General features: G+C 41.3%; 14 protein-coding genes. 6 read left to right on the top strand and 8 right to left on the bottom strand.

The genetic code is table 11. The features are described 5' to 3' along the window. Window positions 1–92 precede the first annotated feature (92 nt). Together B4U84_RS17500 and B4U84_RS17495 are read right to left on the bottom strand one after the other, a co-directional pair. The gene (locus tag B4U84_RS17500; protein ID WP_044449833.1) at window positions 93–479 is read right to left on the bottom strand and encodes a thioredoxin family protein; all 387 of its coding nucleotides are present in this window, start codon (window positions 477–479) and stop codon (window positions 93–95) included. Between the two features lie 432 nt (window positions 480–911). Beyond that, window positions 912–1,628, bottom strand: a complete 717-nt coding sequence (locus B4U84_RS17495) for an NnrU family protein (RefSeq protein WP_242677658.1) — start codon at window positions 1,626–1,628, stop codon at window positions 912–914. A gap of 214 nt (window positions 1,629–1,842) precedes the next feature. Between B4U84_RS17495 and B4U84_RS17490 the strand changes: the two genes are divergently transcribed. From B4U84_RS17490 to B4U84_RS17475, 4 genes are all read left to right on the top strand, one after another. Beyond that, complete coding sequence (locus tag B4U84_RS17490) at window positions 1,843–2,862, top strand: LysR family transcriptional regulator (protein WP_017310384.1); 1,020 nt, start codon at window positions 1,843–1,845, stop codon at window positions 2,860–2,862. A gap of 133 nt (window positions 2,863–2,995) precedes the next feature. Then, window positions 2,996–4,441: a serine/threonine-protein kinase gene (locus tag B4U84_RS17485; RefSeq protein ID WP_131119758.1), complete on the top strand. Its 1,446-nt coding sequence runs from the start codon at window positions 2,996–2,998 to the stop codon at window positions 4,439–4,441. Between the two features lie 291 nt (window positions 4,442–4,732). Then, window positions 4,733–8,449, top strand: a complete 3,717-nt coding sequence (locus tag B4U84_RS17480; RefSeq protein ID WP_131119756.1) for a two-partner secretion domain-containing protein — start codon at window positions 4,733–4,735, stop codon at window positions 8,447–8,449. Between the two features lie 334 nt (window positions 8,450–8,783). Then, complete coding sequence (locus B4U84_RS17475) at window positions 8,784–9,074, top strand: hypothetical protein (RefSeq protein ID WP_017310381.1); 291 nt, start codon at window positions 8,784–8,786, stop codon at window positions 9,072–9,074. A gap of 129 nt (window positions 9,075–9,203) precedes the next feature. Here B4U84_RS17475 and ppk1 read toward each other — a convergent pair whose 3' ends face one another. The 6 genes from ppk1 to B4U84_RS17435 all read right to left on the bottom strand — a co-directional run bounded on the left by ppk1 (window position 9,204) and on the right by B4U84_RS17435 (window position 19,500). Then, a complete protein-coding gene (ppk1, locus tag B4U84_RS17465; protein ID WP_131119754.1) occupies window positions 9,204–11,345 on the bottom strand; it encodes a polyphosphate kinase 1 in 2,142 nt (713 codons plus the stop codon). Window positions 11,346–12,022: 677 nt separating this feature from the next. Beyond that, window positions 12,023–15,208, bottom strand: a complete 3,186-nt coding sequence (locus tag B4U84_RS17460; RefSeq protein WP_131119752.1) for an efflux RND transporter permease subunit — start codon at window positions 15,206–15,208, stop codon at window positions 12,023–12,025. 172 nt (window positions 15,209–15,380) lie between these two features. After that, window positions 15,381–16,706, bottom strand: coding sequence for an efflux RND transporter periplasmic adaptor subunit (locus B4U84_RS17455; protein ID WP_131119750.1), 1,326 nt, complete (start codon window positions 16,704–16,706; stop codon window positions 15,381–15,383). A gap of 780 nt (window positions 16,707–17,486) precedes the next feature. Continuing rightward, window positions 17,487–18,188, bottom strand: coding sequence for a carbonic anhydrase (locus tag B4U84_RS17445; RefSeq protein ID WP_131119746.1), 702 nt, complete (start codon window positions 18,186–18,188; stop codon window positions 17,487–17,489). A 27-nt stretch (window positions 18,189–18,215) separates the two neighbouring features. Further along, the gene (locus B4U84_RS17440; RefSeq protein WP_017310374.1) at window positions 18,216–18,527 is read right to left on the bottom strand and encodes a P-II family nitrogen regulator; all 312 of its coding nucleotides are present in this window, start codon (window positions 18,525–18,527) and stop codon (window positions 18,216–18,218) included. Window positions 18,528–18,531: 4 nt separating this feature from the next. After that, window positions 18,532–19,500 (bottom strand): sodium-dependent bicarbonate transport family permease, encoded by a 969-nt coding sequence (locus tag B4U84_RS17435; protein ID WP_017310373.1) that lies wholly within the window; start codon window positions 19,498–19,500, stop codon window positions 18,532–18,534. A gap of 520 nt (window positions 19,501–20,020) precedes the next feature. On the opposite strand from B4U84_RS17435, the gene B4U84_RS17430 reads away from it, so the two are divergent. Together B4U84_RS17430 and B4U84_RS17425 are read left to right on the top strand one after the other, a co-directional pair. Continuing rightward, a complete protein-coding gene (locus B4U84_RS17430) occupies window positions 20,021–20,986 on the top strand; it encodes a phosphatase PAP2 family protein (protein WP_131119743.1) in 966 nt (321 codons plus the stop codon). 40 nt (window positions 20,987–21,026) lie between these two features. Continuing rightward, window positions 21,027–21,644 (top strand): Uma2 family endonuclease, encoded by a 618-nt coding sequence (locus tag B4U84_RS17425; RefSeq protein WP_131119741.1) that lies wholly within the window; start codon window positions 21,027–21,029, stop codon window positions 21,642–21,644. The last annotated feature ends 71 nt before the right edge of the window (window positions 21,645–21,715 follow it).

The following is a 21,715-nucleotide window of genomic DNA, read 5'->3' as shown; positions in this document are numbered from 1 at the left end:
ATTGACCATTGACCATTGACCATTGACCATTGACCATTGACCATTGACCATTGACCATTGACCCTTGACCCTTGACCCTTGACCATTGACTATTATGCTGACCGACATCCTAAATCCGCGGTTGTGGGGGTATTGTATGCACGGGAAGACTTGTCGTAGCTGAGTTTGATTTCTTCTAATGCTTGCAGTAAATCTTCTCGACCGCGAAAACCTTCCAAACGTCTTTTAACAATGCCGTTTTCGATCAAAAGTAAAGTAGGTAGTGACTTGAGCCGATATTTGGTAGACAATTTGAAATTGTCATCGGCATTCACATTCACGAATTTGATTTGCTCGTTGCATTTATCTTTAAATTGCAACAGTAATGGGTGTATGATGCGGCACAAACCACACCAAGGAGCTTCAAAATTTACTAAAACAGGAATAGGGGATTCTAAAACTTCTTGAGTAAATGTCCGCTCACTAACCGACAACACCATGATGCCTCTAATACTATAGGGTTTTTATATCCAACTTGCTATCAGCACAAGGGTAACGTAAGCCAGTAACTGCCGATAGATGCTCTGGTAGGCATAACAGAAGGTATGCAAATTTTCCAACCTTTGTCTTGGTCATTTTGCCTTTGACAAAAAAAGCCAGCGCGGCGTTTACACACAGTGGCATTTGGGGATTTTGAACTCCAATTTATGCCTTTACTGGGGAGGGAAATTAGACGCTCGGTATCTATCATTTACTCCCAATGATGACAATTGACCAGCAACTACTAGGACAAAATCTCTGATTGATTTGACCTACCCCCTCCACTGAACAGCTGTTTCCATTCATCGTACATTGATTTGGTAATCACAGATGAGCCTAAATCTTCATTTGTTGTCTGTCTTATGCTGTTGTGAATTGGGTTTTAGTCTAGGCTACCATTGTACCTTACTAGTTGCCACCAATAAAAGGGGATGGGACCACCACAATAGCAGCACAAACACAGCGACTCCAATATAAGCGGGACGAAGGAATTCTTGCCACCGTAGAGATTGACGTCCATCTAAAATAGCTGCAAAGGGAATAATGCTCGTACGCTGCTTAACTGCTTTAAAAGCTTCGCCATAACGCCAACCAAGTCGGCGATCGCCGTGCCAAACCCCAAACAGGTGATGCAAAATCAAGCCCAAAGAAGTGACAAAGGTAAAAGTCGTACCCAACCACAAAGTATGGGCAATACACCAAATAACCTGTCCCACCATTTGGGGATGGCGAGTAATACGAATAATTCCTGTTTCGTAGAGATGGACTTGGGGCTTTTGAATAGCAGCAATTTCTAGTAGATTGAAAGTAGCAGGGTACAAAAACACAAAAGAAATTGCCGATAGCACCCAAACCAATGGTTTTACCCAGGGTAGATATTGGACTTGCCACATTTGCAAACCATCATAACGGTGGTTAAAAAAGTAAACAATTAAAATTCCAGCTAAAGGTAAACTAACTAACGCAAAGATAATCCGGTAAACTCGTGGGCCAATATATTTTTCTGCCCAAGGTCGCAATGCGGCTCCACCGCTATGAGCAATTGCAAAACTAAATTGTAGTCCCAACATTATAAAATGACTGGGAGTTAACCATGATGGCAGCATCATAATACACAGGTGAAGTAATTTAAAGAAAACTTAATTCAGTACAATCAATACCACAAAGTATTCAAAGGGGGACTTTAGTCAAGATGTTGTGTTACTGTCTTTTTCGGATAAATCCTCCGATTTTAATATGCAACAAATTATGCCCAGTCAGAATACTATGAATCACTGGTTTTTTGCTAATGCTGCTCCTTTCTTGTTTGTGGGTTGAGCCTATATGTCTGACCTTCCATTCACACTAGATCAGTTACGGATTCTGAAAGCGATCGCTCAAGAAGGGAGCTTCAAGCGCGCCGCTGACAGTCTTTACGTTTCCCAACCAGCCGTCAGTTTGCAAGTGCAAAATTTAGAACGGCAATTAGATGTTCCCTTGTTTGACCGCGGAGGACGTCGCGCTCAGTTAACTGAAGCAGGACATTTACTCCTGAGCTATGGAGAAAAAATTCTCAGTCTTTGTCAGGAAACTTGTCGCGCTATTGAAGATTTACAAAATCTCCAAGGCGGTACATTAATTGTCGGCGCTTCTCAAACCACCGGTACTTATCTTTTACCCCGGATGATTGGGTTGTTCCGACAAAAATATCCTGACGTGGCGGTACAATTACATGTCCACTCTACCCGCCGCACTGCTTGGAGTGTAGTCAATGGACAAGTTGATTTGGCAATTATCGGTGGTGAAATTCCTGGAGAATTGGGAGAATCTTTAGAGATTATTCCTTACTCAGATGATGAATTAGCGCTGATTTTACCTGTATTTCATCCCTTTGGCAAACTTGAAACCATCCACAAAGAAGACCTATATAAATTACAATTCATTGCCCTTGATTCTCAATCAACAATCCGCAAAGTCATAGACCAAGTTTTAGCGCGTCATGATATTGATACACGGCGTTTAAAAGTGGAAATGGAACTCAATTCTATTGAAGCAATTAAAAATGCTGTGCAATCTGGCTTGGGAGCTGCTTTTGTCTCGACTTCTGCCATTGCTAAAGAATTGCAAATGGATGTATTACATTGTGCTCCCATTGAGGGTGTTGTCGTCAAGAGGACATTGTGGCTGATTTTTAATCCCAATCGCTATAGATCCAAAGCAGCAGAAGCTTTTAGCCGGGAAATTCTACCCCAGTTTGCTGCACCTGGATGGAATATAGATGTGTTAAAATCATCGCAAAATCACAAGAGTTTAGCAATTAATACCACACTGGACTTAGACAATTCTCACTCAAATGAAAGTTAATATTTAGTCATTTGTCATTAGTCAGTTGTCATTTGTCCTTTGTCATTTGTCCTTTGTCCTTTGTGAAAAAGCTAATGATTAATGACCTATGACCAATGACTTATGACTAAATGACTATTGACTATTGACAAAAATGGAAATTTACTGTACACGTCCTGGTTGTCCCCGTCCACGCAACTATTTTTCAGATTTAGATGATCATTCTATTTTGAGAACGGTGCAGCAAAAATACTGTACTACTTGTGGGATGCCGTTGATTTTGGTTGGTCGTTATTTACCATCAAAATTATTGGGACGAGGCGGTTTTGGGGCTGCGTTTTTAGCCTGCGATCGCTATACTCCAGGAATGCGTCAGTGTGTAGTGAAGCAATTTCAACCAGCAGGGAATCTCAGTTCAACTCAACTACAACTCGCACAAGATTTATTTGAGAGAGAAGCCACTGTTTTAGAAGAAATAGGCTCTAAACATGAGCAAATTCCTGATTTATTCGCTTATTTCCCAGTCATAGTTTCTAGCTTTTCTCAACCAGGACAACAAGAGCAATTTTTTTATCTGGTTCAAGAATATATAGATGGACAGAATTTAGAAGAAGAATTAGCGCAGAAAGGTAAATTCTCTGAACAAGAAGTATTAGATGTGCTGCAAGATATACTCAAAATCTTGCAGTTTGTCCATCACAAAGGCATCATTCATAGAGATATCAAACCATCCAACATTATGCGCCATCGTAACGGTAAGCTTTTTCTGTTAGATTTTGGCGCGGTGAAGCAGGTAGCAAATGCACCTCCCGGAGGAGTTGGTTATTCCACTGGTATTTTTTCTCTGGGGTTTGCACCTCCCGAACAAATGTCCGGTGGACAAGTTTTTCCATCTACAGATTTATATGCTTTGGCTGTGACAATTGTAATGTTGTTAACCGGTGAAAAGGATGTAGCCAAGCTATTTGATGTTTATAGTAACCAGTGGAAATGGCACGAGCATGTTTGTGTCAGTCCTTTACTGGTAAATACTCTTGATCGAATGCTTTTACCTGCTGTTAATCAGCGCTTTCAGTCAGCCCAAGAAGTATTAGATGCTCTGAATTTAAATTTTCAGCCCATTATACCAACACACATTCACCCCCACCAACCCATACAATTACCACCACAAACAAAGTCACAACCACAGTCTGTAAATACTCAGTCTCCGCAACAAACGACATTATCTCCGGCTGTGCAAGTTGCACCGTTGTCTACTTTAGAGTTACTGATCGGGGCTGGATTTAGTGGTTTTGAAGGTGGATTGCTCGCGATCGCATTGTATAGTGTGCTGGGTTCGATAAATATTACTTTAGCTGCTTGTGCTGTAATTTTGGCAGTATTGCTTTTTGGGCAAAAGCAACGCTGGATTGAAAAAACTGAGATGTTAGTGTTCGCAGCAGGAACATTCGCAGCGATATTTTTTTTCCCCTTTTTGCGAAATGAGCTAACGATTCGGCAAGTAATCGTTATAGCTATTGCTGGGGGTTTGGTGGCGATCGCTGTTACAGCTTTATTTCGTCTGATTTATAAATTATTAACTATATTTCTTTCTAAATAATTGGGACTAGCCCTTTTAAGGTGTAATGCACTTTTCTTGGTGTCTTGGTGTCTTAGTGGTTAAAAAATCGACTTTTGAAACACCAAGACACTAAGACACGAAGTTAAATATCATGTTTTTGATCTTAACCGAAATGTATTGGGAGCGATCGCGCGCACAAAATAATTCTTCAAACTAAATGAGCAAACTGGATGGAGTTTTTTTAAGACTAGTAGATTTACCATCTCATTAGCTGTTTAATAAACAACAGAATCATCCAGGATACTACCGTAAATATATAGAAGAATTTATATGCGATCGCTCTTCGTTATCTTACCCCTTGTTACTTTGGGCTGGCTTGCAACTGTCAATACCGTCAGAGCGCAGGAAGTTTCAACCGATGGAACTTTATCTACTACTGTTAGGCTTGATGGCTCAAATTTTATTATTGAGAATGGTAATAGAGCCGGGGGAAACCTTTTTCACAGCTTTAGCCAATTTTCTGTTCCTAATGGTCGTTCGGCTGTATTCCAAAATCCTGTCGATGTGCAGAATATTATCAGTCGGGTGACGGGTGGGTCGATATCTAATATTGATGGTTTGATTCGCGCTCAAGGTAGAGCGAATTTATTTTTACTCAATCCAGCGGGTATAGCTTTTGGATCGAATGCTAGGCTCAACATCGGTGGTTCATTTTTTGCCACGACAGCTAACAGTTTGCTGTTTGGTGATGGGGTGGAGTTTAGTGCTACGAATTTGGCAACACCACCAGTGTTGACTGTAAATATTCCGATTGGGTTGAGATTTCGGGATAATCCGGGGAATATTAGTGCCAATAATTTTGGTCTTGAGGTACAGCCAGGAAACACCTTGGCACTGATAGGCGGTAACGTAAACCTAGATTCAGGAATTCTGTTTGCACCAGGAGGACGAATTGAATTAGGAGGATTGACACAAGCAGGAACAATTGGCTTGAATCCTGATAATAGTTTGAGTTTCCCTGATGGTGTGGTGAGAGGAGATGTTGCAATTAACAATGGGATAGTTTCTGTATTTGCTGTAGAGGGAAATAGTGGTGACATTAACATTCAAGGCAAATCTGTTTCCTTAAGTGATAATACGCAACTCATTGCTAATCATATCGGACAAGGTAATGCTGGCAATATATCAGTGAAGGCTCAAGACGCTATTAGGCTTGATAATAGCTTCATCTTTAGTGATGTGGGAAACTCTGGGGGAACACAATCAAATGGTAATGTTGGAAAGATTCTGATTGAAGGCAGAAATGTTTCTTTGAGCAATGGATCTCAACTGCAAGCTGGTTTCTATTCCAACTCCCAAGGAAATCCTGGCAGTGTAACTTTGCGAGCTAAGGAATCTGTCTCTTTGGCAAATAGTAGTATTTTTACAGATGTATTGTCTGGAACAACAGGTAATGGCAGCAATATCGAAATTGTAGCAGGTTCGATTTCCTTAAGCGATGAATCTCTACTGCGAGCTAGGAATCAAGGACAGGGAAACGCTGGAAACATCAATATTACAGCCACAGACGGATCAATTTCTTTGACTAATCGCACTGGACTGGAAACCGATAGTATTAGACAGGGTAATGCTGGCAATGTAGTGCTAAAGGCTCAAGACGCTGTTAGGCTTGATAATAGCTCCATCGTTAGCGATGTGGGAAACTCTGGGGGAACACGATCTGTTGGTAATGTTGGAAAGATTCTGGTTGAAGGCAGAAATGTTTCTTTGAACAATAGATCTTCACTGCAAGCTGGTTTCTATTCCAACTCCCAAGGAAATCCTGGTAGTGTAACTGTGCGAGCTAAGGATAAAGTCTCTTTCCAAAACAGTTTTATCTACGCCGATGTATATCCTAATGCAGTAGGGGATGGTAGTAATATAGACATTTCAGCTAAATCGGTTTTTGTAACTGATGGTGCTTTACTGAACACAAGTAATCAAGGACAAGGTAACGCAGGCAACATTGACATCACCACAGGATTGCTATTTGTCAGTGGTGGGGGACGACTTAATTCCAACACTTTGGGTGCAGGTAAGGGCGGGAACTTAAATGTTAGTGCTGATACTATAGAACTGATTGGTTCAAGTGCTGATGGTCAGTTTCTTAGTGGTTTGTTTGCTCAAGCTAACCGAGGTTCAACAGGAAACGCTGGAGATTTAACGATTAAGACTCAAAAGTTGTTTGTACGCGATGGGGCGCGGGTCAGTGCTAGCACTTTGGGTGCAGGTAAGGGCGGGAACTTAAATGTTAGTGCTGATACTATAGAACTGATTGGTTCGAGTGCTGATGGTCAGTTTTCTAGTGGTTTGTTTGCTCGATCTAACTCAGGCTCAACAGGAAACGCTGGAGACTTAACGATTAAGACTCAAAAGTTATTCGTACGCGATGGAGCACAAGTCAGTGCTAGCACTTTTGGTGCAGGTAATGGTGGGAATTTGACTGTCACTGCTGAGACTGTAGAACTGATTGGTTCAAGAGCTAATGGTCAGTTTCCTAGTGGTTTGTTTGCTCAAGCTGACTCAGACTCGAAAGTAAATGCTGGAAATTTGACGATTAAGACTCAAAAGTTATTCGTACGCAATGGAGCACAAGTCAGTGCAAGTACTTTTGGTGCAGGCAATGGCGGGAATTTGACTGTCACTGCTGAGACTGTAGAACTGATTGGTTCGAGTGCTGATCAGTTTTCTAGCGGTTTGTTTGCTCAAGCTAACCCAGGCTCAACAGGAGATGCTGGAGATTTAACGATTAACACTCAAAATTTATTCGTACGCGATGGAGCACAAGTTAGTGCTGGCACTTTGGGTGCAGGTAAGGGCGGGAATTTGACTGTCACTGCTGAGACTGTAGAACTGATTGGTTCGAGAGCTAATGGTCAGTTTCCTAGTGGTTTGTTTACTCGATCTAACTCAGGCTCAAAAGCAAATGCTGGAGACTTAACGATTAACACTCAAAATTTATTCGTACGCGATGGAGCACAAGTCAGTGCAAGTACTTTTGGTGCAGGTAATGGCGGGAATTTGACTGTCACTGCTGATACTGTAGAACTGATTGGTTCGACTAGTGGTTTGTTTGCTCAAGCTAACCGAGGTTCAACAGGAAATGCTGGAGATTTGACTATTAACACTCAACAGTTATTCGTACGCGATGGAGCAGGAGTATTTGTTAGAAGTTTAGGAACAGGTAATGCAGGCAATCTGCAAGTAAATGCTCGCTCTATCAAGCTGGACAATCAGGGAACGCTTACTGCTAGCACTAGTTCAGGTGACGGTGGCAATATTACCCTAAACGTCCGTGACTACTTATTCATGCGTCGCAATAGTAACATTACCGCTTCCGGGGGAAATGATGGCGGTAACATATTTATCAACAATGACCCAGGTTATCGAGGCTTTGTGATTGCTACACCCATGCAAAACAGCGATATCACCGCCAATGCATCTACAGGTCAGGGAGGTAAGGTAATTATCAATTCCTATGGTATTTTTGGGTTTGTACCCCGTAGTCGAGAAGACAGCGAACTGAGTTCTAACGGCTTTGATCCAAGTAAGCTACCCACCAATGACATCACAGCTATTTCCCAACAAAGTCCTACTTTGAGTGGAACTGTGGAAATAAATACTCTAGATGTTGACCCCAGTCAGGGATTACTCGAATTACAAGCTAATCTTACAGACCCAAGTAGTCAAATCGCCCAAAACCCTTGTCAAAAAGGTTTTGGTAGCTCGTTTATCATCACCGGACGTGGTGGTTTACCATCTAGCCCAAATGACTCTTTAAGTAATGATAATGTTCGCGTTGGTTTAGTCAACCCATCTACTAGTACCAGCAGTTCCCAAAGTTCAACTATCAACCAACCAAAAACCCAATCCGCAGCTAAACAAATTATCCCCGCCCAAGGTTGGATATTTAACGACAAAGGTGAAGTTGTGCTGACAGCCTATGACCCCACAACTACCAACCCTCAACGCACTTCTCAACCCACAGCTGCTTGTCCTGCATTTTAAATGGGAGCATCCCAATTTTTTCAAAACACAAAATGAAGTAGCTCTGCTTAATGCTCTGCGCTCCTCCCTTCGGGTAGTTCCCTCCGGGACGCTGCGCGTAGACGCGTAATACCATTTCACGTTAATAGCGATACATATGAATTTGTAGAGACGCGAAATTTCGCGTCTCTACACCGCCTGTATTTGTATCAAGATTTTTGTGAAATTATAACAGGATTTTGGATTGACCCCACGGATCAATCCGGGGGCTTGAGGATTTTGGATTTTCGATTTATTCTACGGATAAATCCGGGGGCTTGTACCATCAAAGAATGATTGGTCATTGGATGCGGATATGGAAACGATGAAGTTACGAGTACATATTGGGACGGATGGTATATTGCAAATCCAGACACCCACTGATTTTAAAGATACTTCTGTTGAGGTAGTGGTGGTTGTGCAGCCGTTACCCGATGTAGAAGTTGCACCATCAGAAGAAACCTATGAGCGTTATAACGCTTGGGGAAAGCCCACTACTAAAAAATCGATAAGTCATGCAATTACTAGAATGCGACAATTGCAGCGAGAAGTTGCGTTGGATAAAACCTCAATCCGCTCCATGATTGAAGAGGGGCGAAGATTTTAATGCAGTTTGTTTTGGATTGTTCTGTAGCAATTAGTTGGTGTTTGGTAGATGAAAATAATGATTATGCTAATGCGATACTGGCAATAATGCCGGATTGTGAGGCATTTTGTATTCCCAAGAAATGATTTTTCAGGATTTGGCTGCCATTTCCATCAGTATATTTTGGGTATGGCGTTCTGGTTCATTTTTGCCGGGATGACGCTGAGTATAGGAGCCATCTGATTTTAGTTCCCAAGCTTGGCGATTGTCCTGTAGCATAATTTGGAGAATGTTTTGCAAGTTTTGTAAAATCTTTGGATCTTCCACTGGTGTCACGGCTTCGACACGGCGATCTAGGTTGCGGGGCATCCAATCAGCACTACCAATGTATATTTCGTCACTGCTGTTGTTGTGGAAGTGAAAAATGCGTGAGTGTTCTAAAAAGCGACCGATGATACTAATCACTCGGATATTTTCGCTGACGTCGGGAACTCCGGGACGTAAGCAGCATATACCCCGAATAATCAAGTCAATTTCTACACCAGCTTGTGATGCTTCGTACAAGGTGGCAATGATTTTTGGGTCTACTAATGAGTTCATTTTGGCGATGATTCGACCCTTTCTACCGTTTTGGCTGTGTTCGATTTCTCGTTGAATTAGGGCAATCATGCGATCGCGCATAGTTACGGGCGATACTAGCAATTTACGGTAATAATTTTGACAAGAGTAGCCAGTGAGGTAATTAAATAAATCTGTTAAATCTGCGCCTAATTCTTCTCGACAACTCAGCAGTCCTAAATCTGTGTATAACTTGGCTGTTTTGGGATTGTAGTTACCAGTACCGATGTGGACGTAGCGACAAATTTTCTCTCCTTCCTGACGTACTACTAACACAATTTTGGTGTGGGTTTTTAATCCTACCAATCCATAAACGACATGCACACCGGATTTTTCTAATTTCTGCGCCCAAGTAATATTATTTTCTTCATCAAAACGGGCTTTTAATTCTACCAGGGCTGCAACTTGCTTACCACTTTCTGCCGCAGTAATTAAGGAGCTAACAATTTCCGAATCCCCAGAAGTGCGATACAGTGTCACTTTGATCGCTAAGACTTGAGCATCATGAGCTGCTTGGGCGATAAATTGTTCTACAGAAGCGTTAAAGGATTCGTAGGGATGATGTACCAGTAAATCATTTTGCTGAATTACGGAGAAAATATTCTCTGCTTCGTCTAATTGAGCAATATTATTTGGTTGATGAAAATGACGCAGACGTGGAGGAATTACAGGTGTCCAAGGTTGATCTTTGAGTTCTGGCAATGGTAAAGCCATGAAGGACATTAAATCCTTTAAATTGATTAAACCATCTATTTCATAGACATCACTTTCAGATATTTCCATTTCTTGGACTAGCATCTTTCGCACAGATTTGGGAATTGATGGTTGAATTTCCAACCGCACCACAGAACCACGAAAGTGTCGTCCGCGTAATTCTTGTTGAATTGCTAGTAATAAGTCATCTGCTTCTTCTTCAACTACTGATAAATCGGCTTTGCGAGTTAGTCGAAACAGGTGATATTCTTTAATGATCATGCCTGGAAATAAGGCATCTAAATTGTGAGCTACTACCTGTTCAATGGGTACACCAGTCCAATGATTTAATTTGCCATTTTGTGGTTCTAGTTCTTTGGGTAAGGCAATAAATCGAGGTAAAATATCCGGGACTTTGACTCTAGCAAACTTTTCATCTCCTGTGACTGGATCTTTGACAACTACCGCCCAATTAAGACTGAGATTTGCCATTAAGGGGAAGGGATGACTCGGATCTACTGCTAGGGGTGTGAGAACTGGAAAAATTCGTTGTTTAAATAAATCTTCTAAGTAAGAACGTTGTTCTCTACTGATGTCTGTGTAATTGAGAAGATGGATACCATGAGCAGCCATTTCTTTTCGTAGCACCTTCTCAAACAGGCTATGTTGTTCTATGATCATTGGACGCAAAAGTTGAGCGATCGCTTCTAATTGTTCTTGTGCTGTACGTCCATCTGGGGTTCGTTTGCTTAAGAGTGCTTGCACTTGGTCTTTAATTATCGCCACACGAATCATGAAAAATTCATCTAAATTCGAGCTGAAGATAGCAGCAAATTTAAGTTTTTCGAGTAACGGTGTACGGTTATCTAACGCCTCATGCAAAACTCGACGATTGAATTCTAACCAACTTAATTCCCGATTTAGGTAATACTGTGAGTCGCTGAAATTTATCGTTTTGGCTATTTCTTTGGATTTAGTCATGTTAGTTTTTAATTTTTACGAATGCTTAACATTTTTTGAATAAAACTAGGAAATTTAATAACCTAATATAAATTAATAATTAAGTTAATTTTTCTATTTATTTTTTTGCCTAGCTATGAGTAATACCAATTCACATTAATCACGATACATATAAATTTTGTCCCAGACGCGATATATCGCGTCTCTACAGGGTGTGTATTTGTATCAGGTTTTTTGTGAAATGGTATAAGTTTGTGAGAATAAACATAACTGAGTTACGAAAAATCAACATGCCTAAAACCCTTACCAATGAGGATTGTACAGACGCGAGGAACATCCCGTCTCTACTTTATTTATGTTATGAAAAGTGAGAGATCTAGATCCCGGATTTCTTTAAGAAGTTCGGGATCTTGTTGTTCACAGATGATTTAGTAATGCTGTATATTAGTCTCTTAATTTTATATTAATGAAACTTAAATAAAAGATTAACTAAGTCTTAAATATAAATTAAGCATCAATTAATTCACACGAGTTCAACTGGTTTATTTAAGAGTATTGCGAATGTGAAGGGGAAAGGGGAAAGGGGATTAGGAATTGGGGGACAAAGGAGACAAAGAGGAAAAGGGGAAATTATTTAACAAGTTTCTTACCACACCCCCTGCTCACTGCTCCCCTTTCCCCGATCCCCCTATCTCCTATCAATAAGTTTTGGTAGTAACTCGACCATCTTCTTCTACTTCTTCGATATGGTGTGGTGGTTGTTGAGGTGGACGAGGACGTTTTAAGAAGCGATCGCGTAAGCTACCAATGACAATATATAAAATTGGCACTATAAACAAACTCAAGAAAGTAGAAACCAGCATTCCACCAACGACAGCTGTACCTAGAGATCTTCTACTCCCTGCACCTGCACCTTCGGGAAACAGCAAGGGATAAATACCCAAAATAAAAGCAAAAGAAGTCATCAGAATCGGTCGCAAACGCTCTTGTGCTGCTCTCACCACAGCTTTGGTATAGCTAAGACCAGTTTCTCGTAGCTGATTGGCAAATTCTACAATCAAAATTGCGTTCTTACTTGCCAAACCAATCAACATCACCAGACCAACCTGACAATATATATCATTCGGTAAACCTCGTAATGACTGTGCTGCTAGCGCTCCTAAAATAGCGAGAGGAACCGACAGCATAATAACCAACGGATCAATGTAGTTTTCATACTGAGCAGCTAGTACCAAGAAAACAAAGACTAGTCCCAAAAGAAAAATCAGCGGTGCTTGACCACCAGATGTTTTTTCTTCCTCAGCTATCCCCGACCATTCATAGCCAAAAGTCGTTGGTAAAACCTTTTGTGCTATGTTCTCCATTGCTTGGATTGCTCCTCCAGAACTAGTTCCAGGAGCTGCTGAACCGTTGATTTCAATTGATCGGAACAAGTTGTAATGGTTGATTGTTTGCGCTCCAGTAGTGGGAGTTAGTTTGACAAGATCGCTTAGAGGAATCATTTGATCATTGGCAGAGCGGACGTATAATTTCCCGATATCCTCCGGATTAGAGCGAAACTGTGTATCAGCTTGGACGTATACCCGATAAGTTCGGCGTTCAAAATTAAAGTCGTTGACGTATCTTGAACCTAAGTAATTCTGGAGAGTATTAAATACTTCATCAACATCAACTTGCAGAGCTTTAGCGCGACTGCGGTCTACTTCAATCAATATTTGTGGAGTATTGGCGGCAAATGTACTGAAGACAGCCTGTAATCCTGGTGTTTGATTGCCTTGCTGAAGTAATTGACCCATGACTTGCAGCATCGTTTCTAAATCGCTGTTATTTGCTCTGTCTTGGAGTTGAAATTGGAAGCCACCGAAACTACCTAAACCTTGAATTGTGGGGGGATTAACTGGGAACACTCTGGCTTCTGTAATTACCCCTAGTTTGCCTTGTAAATTAGCAATAATTCCTTGGGCTGACTGTCCTTCTTTAGTACGCTCATCCCAAGGTTTGAGAGTTGTAAAAATAACACCATTGTTAGAAGTGCTACCACTGAAACTAAATCCACCTACAGCAAAAGTGCCTGTGACTTCTGGCAATTTGAGAATTTCTTCTTCTACTTGCCGCATTACCTTGCTGGTGTAGTTCAGTGAAACTCCTTCTGGCCCTTGAATAATTGTGATGAAATAACCTTGGTCTTCCTCAGGAAGAAAAGCTGAAGGTACGCGCAAATAAAGCCAACCAGTTAGCCCCAAGGACAGGATAAATAGCAGTACTACAATTGCTTTAACGCGACTTAAGCGAATGAGCGATCGCTCATATTTTCGGCGTGACCAATCAATGACGTTATTAAATCGCGCAAACACCCAACCTAGCCAACCAGTCGATTTTTGCCCCCGTCTTAGCACTAAAGCCGATAGCGAAGGTGTAAGGGTGATAGCCAGAAAGGTAGAAATTGCCACCGAAAAAGCAATAGTTAGGGCAAATTGACGGTAAATTTGTCCTGTAGAACCTGGAAAGAATGCCACTGGAACAAATACAGCCATTAAAACTAAAGAAGTGGCAATGACTGCTCCCAATAGTTCGCGCATTGCTTCAGATGCTGCCTGACGAGGTGGAATTCCTTCTTCAATCAGACGAGAGATATCCTCAACTACGATAATTGCGTCATCCACCACCAAACCTGTAGCTAAGGTCAGACCGAATAAAGTCAGGGTGTTAATGGAAAACCCAAAAGCTTTGATAAAGGCAAAGGTACCAATTAGTCCCAGGGGAATAACAATTACGGGTATTAGAGTAGTACGCCAGTCTTGTAAGAAAACAAAAATGACCAAGACCACGAGGGCGACGGCCTCAAACAATGTTTTGACAACTTCTGCAAGGGACTCTTCTACAAAGGTAGTTGTATCAAAAGCAACTTGATACTTCATCCCTGGTGGAAATTTTTTAGCTAGTACCGCCATTTCGGCTTTGACTGCTTTGGCAACATCTAAAACGTTACTTCCCGGAGTGGGAAATATACCAATTCCCACGCCCTCGTTACCTCGAAATCGCAAGAAAGAACTGTAATTTTCTGCTCCTAGTTCTGCCCGTCCTACGTCTTTGAGTTTAATTAGTGATCCATCTTGACTCGTTTTGATCACTATATCCTCAAATTCGGATGCATCTGTAAGCCTACTAATAGCGCGCAGGTCAATTTGATACATTTGATCCTCTGCCGATGGTTGCTGACCGATTTGTCCAGCACCCACTTGCAGGTTTTGTTCATCCAGGGCATCAATCACATCCTGAGCAGTGAGGTCACGACTTGCAAGGCGGTTTGGATCAAGCCACAAACGCATCGCATAGCGACGTTCACCAAAAATTCGTGCCTCACTTACACCCTTGATTCTTTTTAAGGCATCTGATATGTAAAGATCGGTGTAATTGCTTAAAAATACAGTGTCGTACTCTCCTTTCTCACTGTATAAGCCCATCGCTAACAGAATGTTATTTGATTGTTTGCTAACGGTGACTCCAGTTTGCGTAACTGGCTCTGGTAGCTGTGGTTCAGCTAAAGATACACGATTCTGCACATCGACGGCAGCAATATCCGCATCTCGTGATGCGTCAAATGTAACCGTAATTATACTAGTACCACTGTTACTGCTACTAGAAGTCATGTACTTCATGCCTTCAACACCGTTAATTTGCCGTTCTAAAATTGTTGTAACGGTGTTTTCTACTACCTCAGCACTAGCACCAACATAGTTAGCAGTAACTTCGATTTGAGTCGGACTAATTTCTGGATACTGCTCTGTAGGTAAGGTAGGAATGCTTATCGCCCCTACTAGCAGAATGATAATAGCGCAGACACTGGTAAAAACAGGTCGCCTGATAAAGAAATCGACAAACATATTGGGGATCGGGGATTGGGGATTGGGAAAAGGGAAGGGGGACTACTTATCAGTTATCAAATTAAACTGGTAACTGGTAACTGGTAACTGGTAACTGATTCATGACCAATGACTATTGTACAGACGCGATTTATCGCGTCTCTACCAATGACCAATGACCATTGACTAATTCTTATTGAGCTTCTGGATTAATAGGAGCTCCATCTTGAAGGTTGAGTAGTCCCGAAACAATTATTCTTTCTCCTGGTTGTAATCCTTTCAATACTTGATAGTTATTACCCTTGATATTGCCTAACTCAACGCGCTTTTGTTTGGCTACTAATTGGGATTTACCTTGAGGTGATTTTTGTGTTTGCTCAACAAAGACAAAGTTTTGTCCAGCGATGCGAGCCACTGCTGTAGTGGGGATAACTACTCCTGAGCTTTGACTAAAGATCACTCTTGCTCGTACATATTCATCTGCTCTGAGCTGATTATTCTCATTGTCATACAGAGCTTTCATCTGTATCATTCGATCTTCATTATTCGCTCTCGGAGAGATAAAAAATACTCGACTAGTACCAATAGTCTGACCTTGAGCATTAATCAGCTCTACCGCCATTCCGTTACGCAGTTGAGATGCACGTTCTACTGGTACAGATACATTTATTTCTAATGGTCGATTTTGAGTAATAGTAGCTAGCTGTGTGGATGTGTTAACAAAATCACCTATTTTTACGGGTATATCACCGACTGTACCAGCAAACGGAGCTGTGACTCTGTAGTACTGGAGTTGGACTTTTTGTTGGTTTGTATTGGCTACAGCTTGCTGTAAAGATTTTTCGGCTTCGGCGACTGCGGCTTGTTGCGCTTTGATTTTGGATTCATTGGCACTGAAAGCTGCTCTTGCTACAGCTAGTCTATTTGCATACTGTTCTTTTGTTTGTTGAGATACGGCTCCTTGGTTGGCAAGCTCGACGTAGCGGTTGTAATCTTCCTGGTTCAATTTCACATCCGCAATAAAGGATTGTCTATCTGCTTCTAAGGATCTCAGGGTAGCTTTAGCGTTTTCTACTTGCGATCGCGCTGCTTGTGCAGCTGCATTCACACTATTAACTGCTGCTTGTTGCTCTCTTGGGTCTACTTGAATTATCGGGTCTCCATCTTTGACTGGATCTCCTGCTCTGACAAATATTTGACTGACTTGACCTTGAATTCTTGGTTGCAGAGCTACTGAACGGCGCGATTCGATATTAGCAATATATTCTGAACTTTCTTCTATTGTGCCTGATTCAACGGCAGCTACTTTCACTGGTATTGCTGGGGGTTGAGCCGTTGCATTAGCATTTGCAGGTGTTTGGTTTTCTGAAGCAAACACACGCCAAACTGTTATCCCTCCTCCTGTCAAGGTTACCAGAGCCAACAATAACCAAAGCCACCGGCTTTGTTTGCGAGGTGGCTGGCTTTCTGTGTGTGGAGGATTATTTTCAACTTTAGTATCAGACTGCGGGGATGTCATGATTAGCAGAGACTAAATACAAATTAAGGATGCGTAAAATACGAACTAGGTAAGCGATATAGATATTACTGTTTTTTTTGGGTTAATTATGCAACAACCCATCAAAAATATACTATTTTTTATTCTAAAACTAATCCACCTAAAGGTAAATTATTTCACCTAGTTTACGAAGAAAATGAGCTTATTGTCTTTCCTATTCTTGCTAAAAATGTTCTAATATTGCGATTTTGGAAACCACTGACACTGAGTAATTAATAAGGTAAAAACACTAATTTCTCAGATCTCAGACAGTTATTTGTGTTTGACAAAATGCTTTGTTGATAGTGGCTACTTCTCTGGAGAATTTAATTTTTTATCTTGTGGTAATTTAAGTAATCACACTCTACTAAAAGTAAGATCTCTCTTCGTATAATCACTTCTCTCCTACAATCAAAGGCATGAAAGTAGAGTGTATTCTTTCAAATCGTCAATTTGATTATTTTGTCATCTATCTAAAGCATAAAACTATTCAATTACTTAAATGTCAATAACAGGGGCGTTCGCGTAGCGGCTGCTTTGCAGCATCGCTTTCACGTATGTGGTAAATATCGTCTCATTCATAAACAACATCACGACGTTTGCCACAAACGTCGTCTCATTCATAAACAACGTCACGACGTTTGCCACAAATGTCGCGATATTCTCTATGGATAAGACGATTTTTGTTAAAAACTCCAAATACATCAGATCCCCGACTTTTATAAAAAGTCGGGGATCTTTCCCTGTTAACCAAATTTTATTCTAAGTGATAATGCTTACGCTTCCGGTATCTAAATCATAACGACCACCCACAATTTTCAATTTACCGGACTGCAAGCGTTCAGATAACAGGGGCGATCGCTTTAACCGTTCAATTTGATAATGCACATTGGCAACAACAACTTTGTCAACTATATCGCCTGATTGATCTTTGAACTTTTGCACAACTGGCTTAATTGCTTTGACAAACGTGCTAATATCACCAGGTAACACTTCATTTTGGACGGCGGCGGTAACTGCTCCACATCGCTCATGACCCAATACCATCAGTAAAGGAGTATTTAACAAAGCAACTGCATACTCAATACTGCCAATAGCTTCCGGTATGGCAATATTCCCCGCAATGCGAACATCAAAGATATCTCCGATACCCTGATCAAAAATAATCTCCGCCGGGACTCGCGAATCTGCACAACTTAAAATAGTTGCAAAGGGATGTTGAGCTTGAGCAACTTCCTGCAATCGAGCCTGAGTTTGATCGGGATATTCGGGTTTATGCTTGACAAAGCGCTGATTTCCCGCCATCAGCTTTTGTAGTGCAGCATCTGAATCAAGAGAAACAGGAGCCGTTGGGGGTAATTCAGCGGCTTGAACTTGTTCAATCTGCCAGAGTAAATCACCAGCAGTTACCACCAAACCAAATCCCCCAATCGCTCCCCACTTTAAAAAGTCACGACGTTCCATGAAACGCTTCCTTGCATGTACAGTTTTTTACAGTGACGCAACACATTTTAATGAGCTGATTTCCATCACATCTGAGATGTAACAGGTTCCCCCAAATTTATTGAGTACTGGTTTGATATGTTCCACGGCTGACTTGAGTTGTTCTGGCAGACAGAAAGCAATAATGTAAACATTATCAAGCATTGTCATGTCCAAATCTTCAGCCATTCCTCGTAATCCCTTACCAGCGACATTACGAATCACAATGTGACCATGGACACCTGATTTGTCCAAACTCTCCAAAATTTTAGCCAGTTCAAAAGAGTTGGCAATAATTTCTATTTTTTTGACTAAGTGCATAACATTAGCTCCAAAATAGGTTAATTCCGTAGAGATATAGCGGAATTCCCACAATAATGTTGAACGGGAATGTGACTGCTAAAGCAGTAGAAACGTACAGACTGGGATTTGCTTCTGGAACGGTTAATCGCATTGCTGCTGGGACAGCTATGTAAGAAGCACTCGCACACAGCACAGCAAATAAAAGTGCATCCCCTTTAGCCATCGCAATTGCTTTGGCGATCGCTAACCCAATCACTGCATTGACGATGGGAATTAGTATGGCAAATGAGATCAGAAAAACTCCGGTTTTTTGCAAGTCTTTAATTCTTCTGGCTGCAACCAACCCCATATCTAATAAAAAGAAAGTGAGAACGCCATAAAACATTCCCTGAGTAAAGGGTTCTAAAACCTGCCAACCGTGTTCTCCTGTTAAGAATCCGATCACCAGACTACCAACTAAAAGAAAAACTGAACTGTTGAGAAATGCATCTCTTAAAACTTCCGGCCAAGAAAAGTCTCGCTTACCATCAGTAGTAAATAAATTCACCAAAATCAAACCAACAATAATGGCTGGCGATTCCATCAGAGCCAAAGCTGCTACCATGTAGCCATCAAAAGTAATACCCAGTTCATTCAAAAAGGCGCTGGCTGTGATAAAGGTGACAGCACTGATAGAGCCATAAGTGGCTGCAACAGCTGCTGCATCGTAAGTATCCAGTTTCAGCTTCAGAATAAAAAACGTATAAATCGGCACAGCACAAGCCATCAGGATTGCTGCGAAAAGCGTCAGCACTACTTCCTGGGTGACGCCGCTTTTCATCAGTTCAACTCCTCCCTTAAACCCAATTGCAAACAGCAGATAAAGCGAAAAAAGTTTGGGTATGGGTGCGGGAATTTCTAAATCAGACTTGACAAAAACAGCAGTCATCCCCAGGAAAAAAAACAAAACTGGTGGATTCAGGATGTTGGATACGATCAAATTGGCATCCATGTCCATCCCTCCTTATGCTGATAAAACTCGAAGTTTAAAAAACTTTGCATTGAAAAAACTTACACAACCATAAGCTTTGGTGTATCGTGTATCCCTACCTGATGTCAATTGAATGTGAAGTATCTCAAAACTTAGGAATTGGGGAAAGGGGAAAGGGGATCGGGGATTGGGGATTGGGGAAAGGGGATCGGGGATTGGGGAAAGGGGAAAGGAGAAAGGAAACAATGTGTGTAATTAACTCTGTTTAGCTACTTAAAATATAGATATTAGTAAGATAGAGACTGGAAAAAAAAAGAGAGAATAAACAGCAATCCCCGTTGCCTTTTATGCCCAGCTACAGTGTACACACAAATTCGCGAATCACCTCAAATCCTGAAAAACCTCACCCCCTACCCCTCTCCTTAGTAAGGAGAGGGTTGTGAAGCCGCTTGCGCGTCTACGCATAGCGTCTTCTCTGGAGAATCCCCTTTCCCCTTTCCCCGATTCCCGATCCCCTTTCCCCTTTCCCCAATCTCTAAAAATGGGCAATTCTGTTAATTATTTTTCCACTGGTAATTCTTTGATCCGAGCAATACACACTGCTGTCAAAGGTAGAGCTAGATATAAGGTAAGTGGATTGTATGATTCACCAAGTTTCAAAATATACCTTGAATCTAGATTGTCAGAGGAGAAAGTTGTCACACAAGTTCGTGCTAATCCTGTGACAGGAAATGTTCTAGTGCTTTTTCATCCAGAGATTAATTCCAATGCGATCGCTTGGCTGATCCAAGAAATTGTTGTAGATTACAGCAAACAGAATCAAAAACTAGCTCCAAACAAGAATTTACCTATCCTGAGTACACCTCCTGTGCAGAAACAATTAGCCAAAGCAGGTAGTGAACTTGCTTTGGTGTCGGGGGCTATTTCCACCTTAGGTTTTAGCACTGTATTACTACATAGATTTGGGTTAGACGAAGTAATTTTATTAACAATTCAAAAAGTGCATACGCCACTTTTAAACCGGATCATGCTTAGTATCACTTTTTTGGGTGATCCGCTTTTTTTGCTATTGCTTTGTCTGGGATTGGGAACTAGATCGGCGTACAATCAGCGCCATGGGGAAGCAACCAGTTTGGGTATAGCCGCAGTTGGTGCGATCGGCTTGAATATTTTGCTCAAAGAACTATTTTGTAGAGCGCGTCCTGCACTGTGGGATCATCTGGTAAATGTCGGTCACTACAGTTTTCCTAGCGGACACGCTATGGTATCAATGGTGATTTATGGTTTTATTGGTTACACCTTAGCCAAGCAATTTCCACAACATCAGCGGCTGATTTTTGCTTCGACTGCTGGCTTGATTAGTGCGATCGGTTTGACTAGACTTTATCTCGGTGTACACTGGCCGACTGATGTGTTGGTTGGGTACGCCGCAGGTTTAGTGTGGTTGGTTGTGTGTTTCAAAATTGTCAACCAAGGCTCGATTAAATTGAAAAATGCATATGGTTGAATTACGGCACACTGCATGAAGGCGTAATCAGGAGGTAAAAATGACACAAGCTTTACCAAAACTCTTGACGTTTGAAGAATTTGTAGAGTGGAAGCCTAATGAGGGACGCTATGAATTGCATGATGGAGTGATTATTAAAATGCCACAGCCGCTAGGAGGTCATGAAGAGGTTACAGGATTTTTATCAATACAGCTGGGTGTTCAATGCTATCAATCAAAGCTCCCCTATCTCATACCAAAAACAGCATTAGTTAAATCTCAACAAAGCGAGTCTGCTTACTCACCAGATATACTAATTGTTAACCAAGCGCAACTACAAAATGAACCGCTTTGGGAAAGGGAATCAACTGTAATTTACGGATCATCAATTCCTTTAGTGATTGAAGTGGTTAGTACTAACTGGCGTGATGATTATTTTACAAAATTAGGTAAATATGAAGAAATTGGAATCTCAGAATACTGGATTGTAGATTACCTAGCTTTAGGCGGTAAGCGATTTATTGGCAATCCTAAACAACCAACTATATCGGTCTATTCCTTGGTTGAAGGTGAGTACACTGTCACCCAGTTTCAGAACAGCGATCGCATAGTATCACCAACATTTCCAGAATTAAATCTAACTGCTCAACAAGTTTTTCTAGCTGGGAGAGGGAAATAGTGGGGCGATCGCGAGTAACCAGTTACCAGTTATCAGTTAACAGGTATAAAATTTTGACTGATAACTGATAA

Source organism: Westiellopsis prolifica IICB1 (assembly GCF_004323185.1).
In the GTDB taxonomy this organism is placed as follows: domain Bacteria; phylum Cyanobacteriota; class Cyanobacteriia; order Cyanobacteriales; family Nostocaceae; genus Pelatocladus; species Pelatocladus prolificus_A.
The sequence above is the reverse complement of the archived record's forward strand: the minus strand, read 5'-3'. Positions and strand labels throughout refer to the sequence as shown.